Annotated in this window: 10 protein-coding genes, 1 tRNA gene and 1 pseudogene; 2 read left to right on the top strand and 10 right to left on the bottom strand. The window is 69.4% G+C overall.

From position 1 onward, the window contains the following. Positions 1-105: 105 nt before the first annotated feature. A complete protein-coding gene (locus QM619_RS08630; protein WP_415106853.1) occupies positions 106-696 on the bottom strand; it encodes a TetR/AcrR family transcriptional regulator in 591 nt (196 codons plus the stop codon). 67 nt (positions 697-763) lie between these two features. Between QM619_RS08630 and QM619_RS08625 the strand changes: the two genes are divergently transcribed. Next, complete coding sequence (locus tag QM619_RS08625; RefSeq protein ID WP_415106850.1) at positions 764-1,993, top strand: FAD-dependent oxidoreductase; 1,230 nt, start codon at positions 764-766, stop codon at positions 1,991-1,993. A 308-nt stretch (positions 1,994-2,301) separates the two neighbouring features. Here QM619_RS08625 and QM619_RS08620 read toward each other — a convergent pair. The 8 genes from QM619_RS08620 to mfd all read right to left on the bottom strand — a co-directional run bounded on the left by QM619_RS08620 (position 2,302) and on the right by mfd (position 11,076). Further along, positions 2,302-2,375 (bottom strand) — tRNA-Leu (locus QM619_RS08620). 61 nt (positions 2,376-2,436) lie between these two features. After that, on the bottom strand, positions 2,437-3,357 hold the full coding sequence (locus tag QM619_RS08615) for an exopolyphosphatase (protein WP_415106848.1): 921 nt from the start codon (positions 3,355-3,357) through the stop codon (positions 2,437-2,439). Continuing rightward, entirely contained in the window at positions 3,354-3,851 is a 498-nt protein-coding gene (locus QM619_RS08610) for a DUF501 domain-containing protein (RefSeq protein WP_415106845.1), read from the bottom strand. The genes QM619_RS08615 and QM619_RS08610 overlap by 4 nt, the downstream gene beginning before the upstream one ends. Positions 3,852-4,069: 218 nt before the next feature. Then, positions 4,070-4,645 (bottom strand): FtsB family cell division protein, encoded by a 576-nt coding sequence (locus QM619_RS08605; protein ID WP_415106842.1) that lies wholly within the window; start codon positions 4,643-4,645, stop codon positions 4,070-4,072. Positions 4,646-4,678: 33 nt separating this feature from the next. Then, positions 4,679-5,968, bottom strand: coding sequence for a phosphopyruvate hydratase (eno, locus tag QM619_RS08600; RefSeq protein ID WP_415106839.1), 1,290 nt, complete (start codon positions 5,966-5,968; stop codon positions 4,679-4,681). A 131-nt stretch (positions 5,969-6,099) separates the two neighbouring features. After that, positions 6,100-6,708, bottom strand: coding sequence for a MazG family protein (locus tag QM619_RS08595; protein WP_415106836.1), 609 nt, complete (start codon positions 6,706-6,708; stop codon positions 6,100-6,102). 4 nt (positions 6,709-6,712) lie between these two features. After that, positions 6,713-7,231 carry a hypothetical protein gene (locus tag QM619_RS08590; RefSeq protein ID WP_415106834.1) on the bottom strand — a complete coding sequence of 173 codons (519 nt, stop codon included), beginning with the start codon at positions 7,229-7,231 and terminating at the stop codon, positions 6,713-6,715. A 263-nt stretch (positions 7,232-7,494) separates the two neighbouring features. After that, complete coding sequence (mfd, locus tag QM619_RS08585; protein WP_415106831.1) at positions 7,495-11,076, bottom strand: transcription-repair coupling factor; 3,582 nt, start codon at positions 11,074-11,076, stop codon at positions 7,495-7,497. A gap of 122 nt (positions 11,077-11,198) precedes the next feature. Here mfd and QM619_RS08580 point away from each other — a divergent pair. Continuing rightward, positions 11,199-11,675: pseudogene (locus QM619_RS08580) on the top strand (zinc-binding dehydrogenase); the annotation flags it as partial. A gap of 176 nt (positions 11,676-11,851) precedes the next feature. Here the strand turns inward: QM619_RS08580 and pth are convergent. After that, the gene (pth, locus tag QM619_RS08575) at positions 11,852-12,451 is read right to left on the bottom strand and encodes an aminoacyl-tRNA hydrolase (protein ID WP_415106828.1); all 600 of its coding nucleotides are present in this window, start codon (positions 12,449-12,451) and stop codon (positions 11,852-11,854) included. Positions 12,452-12,455: the final 4 nt, after the last annotated feature.

The raw sequence follows: 12,455 nt of genomic DNA, 5'->3' as shown, positions 1-12,455 counted from the left end.
AGCCTGAAGGCTCTGGCTGAGGCGATGGCAGCGTAGCGCGAGAGGATGTCTTCGAGCCCTTAGCTTGGGGCACGCCGGAGTCGATCTCGGCTGGTCGGTGGCCGATCAGGGAAAGGTCTGCGCGACCCGGGCCAAGATGCTCTCGCGCCAGATTCGCTCGGCGGCCCGTGGCGAACCGAGCAGCCCGCGCAACTCTAGCGCGGCGTGGCCGTGCACGGTGGCCCACAGCCCCTTGGTGATCCGCTCCGCGGCGCGTACGTCGAGGTCGCGCAGCGCAAGCGCTCGGCGTACGGCGTCCATGACCCGTGCCATGCAACGCCACATCAGCGCAAGCAGCTCTTCAGGCGGTCGGTACGTCGGCACGCTGCGCTCATAGATCAGCCCGTAGCTCTCCGGGCGGGCCAGCGCCGCCGCGCGATAGGCAAGTGCCAGCGGCAGGATCTCGTCCGCACCATCGGGCTGGACCCGAATGGCCTCATGTCTGGCGACCATGTCCTCCGCACCGGCCCGGAACAGCTCGCTGAGCACTCCATCCATCCCGTCGAAGACGCTGTAGATCGCACGGGTTGTGGTGCCGACCTCTGCAGCCAGCCGCCGGGCGCTCAGCGCGCCGATACCCTCCTCATCGACCAGGTGGGCGGCTGCCGCGAGGAGCGCCGCCCGTGTGTTCTCGTCGTGCTCTCGGGGTCGTCCCATGCTGGACAGCGTATCAAAACAACGTTACGATACAATGTATCGTAACGTTGTGTCGAAAGGTACTCCCATGTACGACGTGATCGTGGTTGGCGGTCGAGTCGCCGGTTCGGCGCTGGCCCTCCGGCTCGCACGGGAGGGCGTGCGGGTCCTGATCCTGGATCGAAGCCACTTCCCCAGCGACACGCTCTCAACCCACCAGCTGCAGGTGGCCGGCGTGAGTCGGCTGGCCGAACTCGGCGTCCTCAACCGGGTGCTGTCCGCCGGAACGCCGCCCACCAGGCGGGTCCGGTTCCAGGCCGGGCGGTCGGTGATCGACGCCGCCATTCCCCGGTTCGGCGAGGCCGACTACATGATCAGCCCGCGGCGAACCGTGCTCGACGCCTGCCTGGTCGAAGCGGCCCGCGAGGCCGGCGCCGAGTTCCGCGAAGGCATCGCGGTCGAGGAGCTGCTGCGCGACGGCCAGCGTGTGGTCGGTGTTCGCGCGGTCGGGCGGTCCGGCGGAAGGGTCAGCGAGGAGCACGCACGGCTCGTCGTCGGGGCCGACGGGAAGCGATCGACCGTCGCACGGCTGGTCGGCGCCCGCGAGTATGGCGCCCGGCCTGCCGCGACGGTGGCGTCGTACGCCTATTGGGATGGGTTCCCGACACAGGATGGTGAGGTGCACACCGGCGCTGGATGGGCTGCCTCGGCCTGGCCGACCAATGACGGGCTTACCCTCACCTACTGCGCACGGCCGCTAGCCGAATGGAAGACTGTACGGCGAAACCCAGAGGCCGCCCTGCTTGAGACTCTCGATCGGGTCGAGGAGCTCGGCGAGCGCACGCACCAGGCAAAGCGGGTCGGCTCAGTGCGGAGCACCAACGACACTGGCGCGACGTTCCGACAGGCCGCAGGCCCCGGCTGGCTGCTCGCCGGCGATGCGGGGCTGGTCATGGACCCGATCACCGGGCTCGGGATGTCGCACGCGCTTCGCGATGCGGAACTCGTGGCCGCCGCGATGGCGACGATCCTGGGAGGTGGCGACGAGCGCCGGGCGGGTCGCGAGTACGGCCGGGCGCGGGATCGTGAGACTAAGGCGATTTACGACTTCACCGCCGGACTAGCGGCATTGCGCGGCACCACTCCGGCGGAGGAGCGACTGTTCTCAGCAATCGCGATGGATCCGATCGCGGGAACCCGGTTCCTCGCCGTGATCTCCGGGGCCGCTCCGCTAGCCGAGCTGTTCTCGCCACCAGCACTGGTCCGGCTGGTCGGAGTCCGCGGCTTCCTGTCGTTGGCTCGGTCGCGCCCTCGCTAGGAGGCCTTGCGAGGCTCCGTTTGCGGTGCTCCTCCTCATCGGCACCGCCGTCTGGCTCGTCCACCGCCGAGCGACGTAGGCACTGAAATGCTCATGCTCATCGACCTCCGACTCACGGGAAAGCGCCCCATCGACGATGACCTCGCCGCCCGTCTATGGGTCGCATCGTCTTGATTGATGGAATGGCCCACCAGTGCTGCTCGCGGGGACAGCCAATGACGGTGCCCGATGACCGGCTACGCCCCGCTACTCGCGCGAACGCAGGCTTCCCGTGTGGTGCGTGATGCTGCCAGGTGCGGTGCATTGGGTGCCCCCGGCGGGGTTCGAACCCGCACTGGGGCGGGTTTAAGCCGCCTGCCTCTGCCGATTGGGCTACGGGGGCACGGCCCTGATCCTAACGCCACGATGCCCCAGCCCGACCAGAACGAGCGGGCAATCGCCGGTCAGGCCTGCAGCAGGCCGAGGGCGATGCCGTCCAGGATGTCGGACTCGCTGACGGTGAGGTCGACGCTGACGCGGCGTCCGACCCGATCGGCGATCAGTGCCCCGGCGCAGATCACGTCAGCCCGCTTGGGATGCATGGACGGCAGCTCGCGCACCTCCGCGACGCTCGCGGCCAGCAGTCGCTGGGTCAGCGCGGCGAGATCGTCGCGGGTGATGGTCGAGGCATGCACCTTCGTCCGGTCGTATTCGGGCAGCCGCTGGTTCACAGCGGAGAGCGAGGTGGCGGTGCCGCCGACCCCGATCCAGGTGACGACATCGGCGAACGGCACACCAGAGCCGTCGAGCAGCGAATCGATGTAGGCGGACGCCTCGGCGATCTGGTCGGCGCTGGGCGGGTCGCCGGCCAGGAACCGCTCCCGCACCCGGACGCTGCCGATGTCGAGGGAGACTCCGTGATCAATGCGCGGGGTGGCACCGCCGCTGCCCAGGACCAGTTCGGTGGAGCCACCGCCGATGTCCATCACGAGCGCCGGCGTCGCCACGTCGGGCAGCGCCGTGAGCGCGCCGCGGAACGACAACGCCGCCTCCTCGTCGCCGCTGATGATCTCGGCGTCGATGCCCAGCAGCTCGCGGGCCCCGGCGAAGAACTCGTCGCGGTTGGACGCGTCCCGCGCCGCGGAGGTGGCCACCAGCCGCACCCGCTCAGCACCCAACGCGCGGATCACCCCGGCGTATTCGGCGAAGGCGTCCAGGGTGCGCGCCAAGGCGTCCGGGTGGAACCGGCCGGTGGCGTCCACCCCCTGCCCGAGCCGGGTCAGGATCAGCCGCCGTTCCAGGTCGACCAGCCCGCCGTCCGGGCCCGCCTCGGCCACCAGCAGGCGCACCGAGTTCGTCCCACAATCGATCGCCGCTACCTTCATCGCGCCCCCAGACATTCGCCGAACGGAAATTCTCGCAACAACTCCACCGCCTCGTCGCCGAGCGGGTTCACCCCTGGCCCGGCGGCGAGTGCGTGAGCGACCAGAACGTGCAGGCACTTCACCCGGGTCGGCATGCCACCGGCGCTGACCCCGTCGATCTCGGCCACCTCGCCCAGCGTCCGCCGATCGGCCAGGTAGGCCTCGTGGGCGGCGGCGTAACGTGCGGCCAGCTCGGCGTCCCAGCTCAACCGTCGGGTCATCTCGGCCATCACACCTTGTGCCTCCAGCGTCGAGCAGCCGGCGACCGCCTTCGGACAGGTGAGGTAATAGGTGGTCGGGAACGGGGTCCCGTCGGGCAGCCGCGGTGTGGTGACCACCACGCCGGGGTGGCCGTCCGCGCATCGCCAGGCAACCCTGATCAGGCCTCGGGGCAGGCGTCCCAGCTGCTCCTCGATCGTCGCCAGGTCGGCAGGATCGATCAGGGACGCGGGCATGGCTGTCATTCTGCCTGCTGGCCGGTGGGGCTGTCGAAGCGCCGCCCGCGGCCGGCATACCGCCATGCGCGACGAGCGGTACGAAAAGAACCGTCCCCGGCGTACCACGAGGGGACGGTCGTCCTGGGTATCGTCATCCCGGCGTCCGCCGGGATGACGGGGTTGTGATGACGGGGTATTGACGGGCGTGGGCCGGGATGAGGCAGGGCGCTGTCGGGTCAGCGGCCGACGCGACGGGTGGGGTTGTCGGCGGTCTCGACCGAACCCCAGAGCCGGTCGAACCACATCGCCGGATGCTCGCCGGGCGGCAGTTCGTTGCTGGAGTCGAGGACGACGCCGGTGCCGAGCGGTTTGCCGTCCGGGCCGATCACCCGGTAGCCGGTCTCGCCGGGCAGCAGCCAGCCGAGCCGCTCACGCGCCTGCGCCTTGACGAACGCCGGATCATTCCAGCGCTGCAACTCGTCTTCCAGTTGCCCGATCCGCTGGGTGCGCTCCTGGATCTGCTTATTGGCCTCGGCCAGGTCGCCCTGCTGATCGATGTAGATGCGCAGCGAGTTGGCGTACGACAACGCCAGCACCACCAGGACGCTGAGTACGGCCAGCGCACGTCGAGTCAGACCGATCCGGTTCGGCAGCCGGCGCGCCGCCTTCTGCTGACCGGCGTCGGTCGCGGACGCCGCGGACGACGGGGCGGCGTCCGAACGCGCTCCGGACGCGCGCGAGCCGGCCCGTGTGCGTGTGGAACGACCCGGGCCGGCTGGCGATGTACGTGCTGGCCGCCTCTCGCGAGCCATCAGACCTGATCTTTCATCAGGTCAATCGTACGGTCAGTTGGCGCTGAACCTCGGGAAGGCGGCGGCACCGGCGTAGCGTGCCGCGTCTTCCAGGTCCTGCTCGATGCGGAGCAGCTGGTTGTACTTGGCGACCCGCTCGGTGCGCGCCGGGGCACCCGACTTGATCTGGCCACAGCCCAGGGCGACGGCGAGATCGGCGATCGTGGTGTCCTCGGTCTCGCCGGAACGGTGGCTCATCATCGTGGAGTACTTGGCGTGATGGGCCATGGTGACGGCGTCGATGGTCTCGGTCAGCGAACCGATCTGGTTCACCTTCACCAGCAGCGCGTTGGCGGTGCCGGAGTCGATGCCCCGCTGGAGCCGCTCGACATTGGTGACGAACAGGTCGTCGCCGACCAGCTGCACCTTGTCGCCGAGCTCGTCGGTCATCTTCTTCCAGCCGTCCCAGTCCTCTTCGTTCAGCGGATCCTCGATGGAGACCAGCGGGTAGTTGGCGACCAGGTCGGCGTAGTAGGCGACCATTTCCTCCGCGGTCTTCGACTGGCCCTCGAAGGCGTACGTGCCGTCCTCGTTGAAGAACTCGGACGCCGCCACGTCCAGCGCGAGCGCCACGTCCTTGCCGGGGGTGAAGCCGGCGTTGCCGATGGCCTCGACGATCAGGTCGAGCGCCGCCCGGTTGCTCTCCAGGTTCGGGGCGAAGCCGCCCTCGTCGCCGAGGCCGGTGGCCAGTCCGCGGCCCTTCAGCACGGCCTTCAGGGCGTGGTAGACGCCGGCGCCCATCTCGAGCGCCTCGGCGAAGGTCTCCGCGCCGATCGGGGCGATCATGAACTCCTGGATGTCGACGTTGGAGTCGGCGTGCGACCCACCGTTGAGGATGTTCATCATCGGCACCGGCAGCAGGTTGGCGGTCGGGCCACCCAGGTACTTGTAGAGCGGCAGTCCGGCCGACTCGGCGGCGGCATGCGCCACGGCCAGCGAGACGCCCAGAATGGCGTTGGCGCCCAGCTTGCTCTTGTTGGGCGTGCCGTCAAGCTCGATCATGGCCTGGTCGATGGCGCGCTGGTGGGTCGCGTCGAAGACGTTGGCGATCTCGGCGGAGAGCTGCTGCTGAACGTTCTCGACGGCCTTCAGCACACCCTTGCCGCCATAACGGCTCTTGTCGCCGTCGCGCAGTTCGGCGGCCTCGAAGGCGCCGGTGGAGGCGCCGGACGGTACGGCCGCGCGTCCTTGCGAGCCGTCGTCGAGCTCGACCTCGACCTCGATGGTGGGGTTGCCGCGAGAATCGAGGATTTCGCGGGCGTCGACGAATTCGATGCTTGCCACGATGCAGTGCCTTTCGGGTGGTGGAAACGTCGTTTCTCACCCTAGCGGTCAACGCTGCCGAGCGGACCTGGGGAAACGAGGAACGAACGCCGATCTCACGCGGCAATGTCGCCGATCGCGAGATCGATCGGTCAGTCCGCCAGCTCGGCGGCCACGATGCGTTGTTCGAGACGGCGGACGGCCGCCCTGACGGCCTGTTCGGCGTCCACTCCGCGGGCATGAGCCTCCGCGGCCAGGGCGAGGATCCGGTCGCCGAGATCGTCGCCATCGGTCTCCAGCTGGACGGCGACGCCGTGCCGCTCGCTGCGGGCAATCACCTTCGCGGCGCGGGTCAGCGCGGACATCCGATCCGGGATGCCGTCCAGCGCCGACGTCCGTCTCTTCTCGGCGCGCTTGCGCTGCTCCCAGGTGGCCAGCATGTCGTCCGGCACCGGCTCGGACCCGAACACGTGCGGATGCCGGGCCACCAGCTTGTCGGCGATTCCGCGGGCGACGTCCTCGATGTCAAAACGTCCCTGCTGTGCTGCGATCTCGGCATGGAAGGCGACCTGCAGCAGCAGATCGCCGAGTTCCTCGACCAGGGCGCCGTCGGTGCCGGCCTCGACTGCCTCGACCACCTCGAGGGTCTCTTCGACGAGGTAAGGGACGAGGGACTCGTGGGTCTGCTCGGCGTCCCACGGGCATTGCCGGCGCAGGGTGTGCATCACCTCGATGAGGCGATCCAGGTGTGGGTGCGGCATCGGCTCAGGCGGGAGCGCTCGGCTTCGTCCAGGGCAGAGACAGCTGCCCGCCGGACTGGACGACGCCTGCCGACTCGGCCGACCACGAGCCGTACCGCGGGTTCACCTGCACCGATGTCGCAGCCACCCTTGCCAGGACGGCAGCCTGGCCGACCCGGCCGACCACCAGGTTCAGGTCGACGAAGTCGTCCACCAGGCTGGAGGCCTGCGGATTGTCGCCCAACGAGGCCAAGTCCTGGTCCTGCGCGAGCAGCGCCGTCCGCGGCTCACCAGTGAGTTGAATGCCCTGCTCGGAGGCCAGCCCGCGGGCGATCTCGCCAAGAATCGCGTAAGACAGCACCCTCGCGTTCACCTCGGCCACTTGCCCGCCGGCGCCGATCACCTGCGCCGGTCCTTCGACCCGATCCACCGGGATCGCCACCCCGTTCACCGTGGCGGCCACGTTGGCCCCCGGATTCGAACAGCCCGACAGCACCAGCAGACCAGCCACGATCGCAGCCAGCACCCAACGCACGCTCTTCATTTACCCTCCAGATTTCCCCAGCGATCCTAGTACCCCGGCCACCGTCCGTCCGATCACACCGATCTCGCCATCGGTGACCGCTGTCAGGTTCCGTGACTGCTTTCGTGTCATTACCCGAAAGTCGTCACCGAAGCTGAAGCCAGTCACCGATGGCGAGATCGGCAACCACGGACGAGCCCGAGCTCGACACGCTCGCCCGGTGTCTGAACGGGCCGGCGGAATCGCCCGTCCCCGAGGTCGACAGGCTCGACCAACGGTGAGGGTCAGAAGATGTCCTCCAGCACAGCCGTTGCCCATTTCAGCAGAGGCAGGTCGACGATCGGCTGGCCGGCAATCGGGCGGGTCATCGGACGCGGGATCAGCACGTGCCTGGCGGCCTTGCGGATCTGCGAACCGGGATAGAGCCGGTTCAGCCGCAACTGCTTCGATTCCGGAAGGTCGGCCGGAGAGAACCGGACGAAGGTGCCGGCCATGATGATCTCGGTGATGCCCTTGGACTTGGCCAGCAGCCGGAATCTGGCGACGGCCAGCAGCGCCTCCGCCGATTCCGGCACTGGGCCGTAGCGGTCGACCAGTTCGTCGCGCACCTCGGCGATGCCGGCCTCGTCCTTGACCAGCGCCAGCCGCTTGTACATCTCCAGCCGCAGCCGCTCGGATTCGACGTAGTCGACCGGCAGGTGCGCCTCGACCGGCAGCTCGATCTTCATCTCCGGCTCGGGCTCGGCCTGTTCGCCGCGGAAGTCGGCGACCGCCTCGCCGACCAGCCTGATGTACAGATCGAAACCGACCTCGGCGATGTGCCCGGACTGCTCGCCGCCGAGCAGGTTGCCGGCACCGCGGATCTCCAGGTCCTTCATCGCGATCGCCATGCCTGCACCCAGATCGGTGTGGGCGGCCATGGTGGCCAGCCGGTCGTGCGCGGTCTCGGTGAGCGGCTTGTCCGGCGGGTACAGGAAGTAGGCGTAGCCGCGCTCGCGACTGCGTCCGACCCGTCCGCGCAACTGGTGCAACTGAGAGAGGCCGAGCAGGTCGGCGCGTTCGATCAGCAGGGTGTTGGCGGTGGAGATGTCCAGCCCGGCCTCGACGATCGTGGTGCAGACCAGGACGTCGGCGCGGCGCTCCCAGAAGTCGACCATCACCTGTTCCAGGGCGTGCTCGTTCATCTGCCCGTGGGCCACCGCGACACGCGCCTCGGGCACCGCCTCGGCGATCCGCTTGGCGGTCTTCTCGATCGAGTTGACCCGGTTGTGGATGTAGAACACCTGGCCTTCGCGGGCCAGTTCGCGGCGGATCGCGGCCCGCACCTGGGCGGCGTCCCACGGTCCGGCGAAGGTGAGCACCGGATGCCGTTCCTCGGGCGGGGTCGCGATCACGCTCATCTCGCGGATGCCGGTGATCGCCATCTCCAGCGTCCGCGGGATCGGGGTGGCGCTCATCGACAGCACGTCGACGTTCAGCCGCAGCTTCTTCAGCGCCTCCTTGTGCTCGACGCCGAAGCGCTGCTCCTCGTCGACGATGACCAGGCCGAGATCTTTGAACTGGACGCTGCTGGCGAACAGTCCGTGTGTCCCGACCACGACGTCGACGGTGCCGTCGGCGAGCCCGGCGATCACCTTCGTGCGCTCGGCGTCGGTGGAGAACCGGCTGAGCGCCGCCACGGTCACCGGGAAACCGGCGTAGCGGTCGGCGAAGGTAGCGTGATGCTGTTGCACGAGCAGCGTGGTGGGCACCAGCACGGCGACCTGCTTGCCGTCCATCACCGCCTTGAACGCGGCCCGGACGGCGATCTCGGTCTTGCCGTAGCCGACGTCGCCGCAGATCAGCCGGTCCATCGGGATGACCTGCTCCATATCGGCCTTGACCTCGGTGATCGCCGCCAGCTGGTCGGGGGTCTCGACGTAGCTGAACGCGTCCTCGAGTTCGCGCTGCCAGACCGTGTCGGGTCCGAACGCGTGTCCCTTGGACGCCTGTCGCGCCGCGTACAGCTTGATCAGTTCGGCGGCGATCTCACGGACCGCCTTGCGGGCCCGGGACTTGCGGCGCGACCAGTCGGCTCCCCCCATCTTGTCCAGGCTGGGGTTCTCGCCGCCCACGTAGCGGGTGACCAGGTGCAGCTGGTCCATCGGCACGAACAGCCGGTCACCGGGCTGCCCGCGCTTGGACGGCGCATACTCCAGCACCAGGTACTCGCGGGTGGCACCCTGCACGGTGCGCTGCACCATCTCGACGTAGCGTCCGACGCCGTGGGTCTCGTGTACCACCGGGTCCCCGGCGGTCAGTTCCAGCGGGTCGATGGTGTTCTTGCGCCGCGCCGGCATCCGGCGGGCCGATTTGTCGACGTCGCGCTGACCGGCCAGGTCGGCGGCGGTGAACACGGCCAGACCGACGCCGGGCAGGGTGAAGCCGTGCCGCAGTTCGGCGACCACGACGGTGGCCAGGCCGGGTTCCGGCGGGGTCGTCAGGTCGATGGCGCCCTTGGCGGCGACCCCGCCCTCGGTGAGCACCTCGCCCATCCGAGTCGCCAGGCCGGGGCTGTCGGCGACCAGCAGCACCCGGTCGCCGGCGCTCACCCGAGCCCGGACGGCGGCCAGTCCGGCCTCGGCGTCGCCGCGGAACACCTCACCCTCGCGGGCCTCGACGGTGCGGGACTCGACCCCGGCCAGGTCGGCCTCGCCGATACCCAGGTCGATCGGCTCGTCCCAGTCGTCGGCCGGCGGTGCGGCCACCGGGTCGGGAGCGGCCGCCCAGGGCGACAGCGACCACCACAGCTGGCCGCGGTCCAGCGCCCGGGTCCGGACGTCGGCCAGCTCCCGGTAGGCGCCGGCGGCTAGGTCGATCGGCGCCTTTCCCCCGGACGCCGCGGCCGCCCAGGTCGCCTGCAGGAACTCCTGGCTGGTGGTGACCAGTTCCCGGGAGCGGGCCCGGACCCGGTCGGGATCGGCCACCAGCACCACGGTGTCGGCGGGCAGCACGTCGATGAGCAGTTCCAGGCCGTCGACCAGGGCCGGCGAGAGCGCTTCCATGCCGTCGACGGCGTGCCCCTGGGCGATCCGCTCCAGCAGCTCGGACAGGTTGCCCTCGATGCTGCTGGTCTGTTCGGCCAGTTCGGCGGCGCGGGCCTTCACGGTGTCGGTGATCAGCAGTTCGCGGCAGGGGGAGGCGACCACCTCGGCCAGCGGCTCGCCGAAGGAGCGCTGATCGGCGACCGCGAAGGTGCGGATCTCGTCCACCTCGTCGCCGAAGAAGTCGACCCGGATCGGGTGCTCCTCGGTGGGCGGGAAGACGTCCAGGATGCCGCCGCGGACGGCGAACTCGCCGCGCCGCTCGACCAGGTCGACCCGGACGTAGGCAGCATTGACCAGGGCTCGCGCCACCTCGCCGAGGTCATGCGAATCACCGGCCCGCAGCGCGACTGGAAGCAACTCCCCCAGCCCGCGCACCTGCGGCTGCAGCACCGAACGGACCGGGGCGACGATCACCCGGGGAGCCGGACGCTCGTCGTTGCCGGCCAGCCGGCGCAGCACCTCGAGCCGGCGTCCGACGGTGTCGGAGCGCGGACTCAGCCGCTCGTGCGGCAACGTCTCCCAGGCCGGGTAGTAGGCGACCTCGTCCTCGCCGAGCAGCGACTGCAGCGACGCAGTCGCGGCCTCCGCCTCGCGGTAGGTAGAGGTGATCAACAGCGTGGAGCGTCCCGACCCGGTCGCCAGCGCGGCCACCAGCACCGGCCGCAGCGCCTCGGGCGCGGTCAGATCGAGGGCCCGCGGACGTCCGAGCCGGGCGTCCGCGACGGCCGGAGCGATGGTGGGGTCGGAGGCGACGAGTTCAACCAGTCCCGACAAAGTCACCGGGCAACCTTAATACCCCTGCGGCAGCGCCTCCGCCCTCGAAGAAGTGCGGCGGTTCGCTGGTCGAGCTTGTGGAGACCTGACGTGGGTGCGCTTGCGGGGGTTTCGACACGCTCAACCAGCCCGCGTCCGGTCGTGCCTGCATGAGCTGCCGCAACTGCCTGCGCGGCAACCTGGCGTACTGCCTCAACGTGCAGCTGATGGCGTTCGCCTACGACGGCGACTGGGCGGAGTATGTGCTGTCGAACGCTCTCGGCACCACGCGGGTGTGCCCGACGTGGTACCGCTGGATCAGGCGGCAATCTCGGCTGATGCGGTCTCCACTTCGCTCGGCGCAGTGATGCGCACCGCTCAGGTCCACCTGGGCAACCCAGTGGGAGTCTGGGACGTGGGCGGCGTCGGCACGCATCTGGTGCAACTATCGAAGCTGGCCCGTGATCGCCGCGGACGTCCTGGACGCAGCCCTGGAGCGGGCGCTGCGCGTCGGCACAGACTATGCGTTCCGAGCCGACGATCCGGAGCTGACGGCCAAGATCACCGCCGCGACGGGCGGACGGATGATCGACGTCGCGTTCGACGCCGTCGGCATCGCCACGACCACACACCAGGGGTGGCCCACTTGGACAACAACGGCAATCCGATCCGGATCCTGGCACAGCCCTGAGCGCGTCGGTCGAGCTTGTCGAGACCCTGCCCATCACTGCGCTGATTAGGGGTTTCGACAGGCTCAACCAACGGTGGTTCGGTGCGCGTCGATCAGCACCTGCCTGGAGGGTCAGCTGTTGAAGGAGTTCTGTGCCGCTTCCAGGCCACTGTTGATGAGCGCCTCGACCGCGTCCGCGGCTCGGTCGATCTCGAGAGCGAGTTCTTCCCGCACTGAGGCAGGGAACGGCGACAGCACGAAGTCGGCGGGAGCCTGACGGCCGGGCGGACGTCCGATGCCGATCCGGACCCGGAGGAAGTCGCCGGTGCCGAGCGAGGAGCGGATCGACTTCAGCCCGTTGTGACCGTTGTCGCCGCCGCCGAGCTTGAGCCGGAGGCGTCCGAAATCGAGATCGAGTTCGTCGTGGACGGCGATCACCTGGGCCGGCTTCACCCCGTAGTAGGCGCACGCCTTGGCGACGGCGGCGCCGGAGTCGTTCATGTAGGTGCGCGGCTTCAGCAGCACCACGCGCTGGGCGTCCGCGCCGATGCCGCCGATGCCGGCGGCGGTCATCCGGGTCTCGCAGATCTCGCCGCGCATGCCGCGCGGCGCGGTGAAACCGGCAGCGGCGCGCCGAGCGAGTTCGTCGGCGACCATGAAGCCGACGTTGTGCCGGTGAGACGCGTAGGTCGGGCCCGGATTTCCGAGCCCGACCAGCAGCCATACAGCCATGCGC

The organism is Micropruina sp. (assembly GCF_047606665.1).
In the GTDB taxonomy this organism is placed as follows: Bacteria; Actinomycetota; Actinomycetes; order Propionibacteriales; family Propionibacteriaceae; genus Micropruina.
Note: the sequence above shows the minus strand (reverse complement) of the source record. Positions and strands in the feature narration are given on the sequence as shown.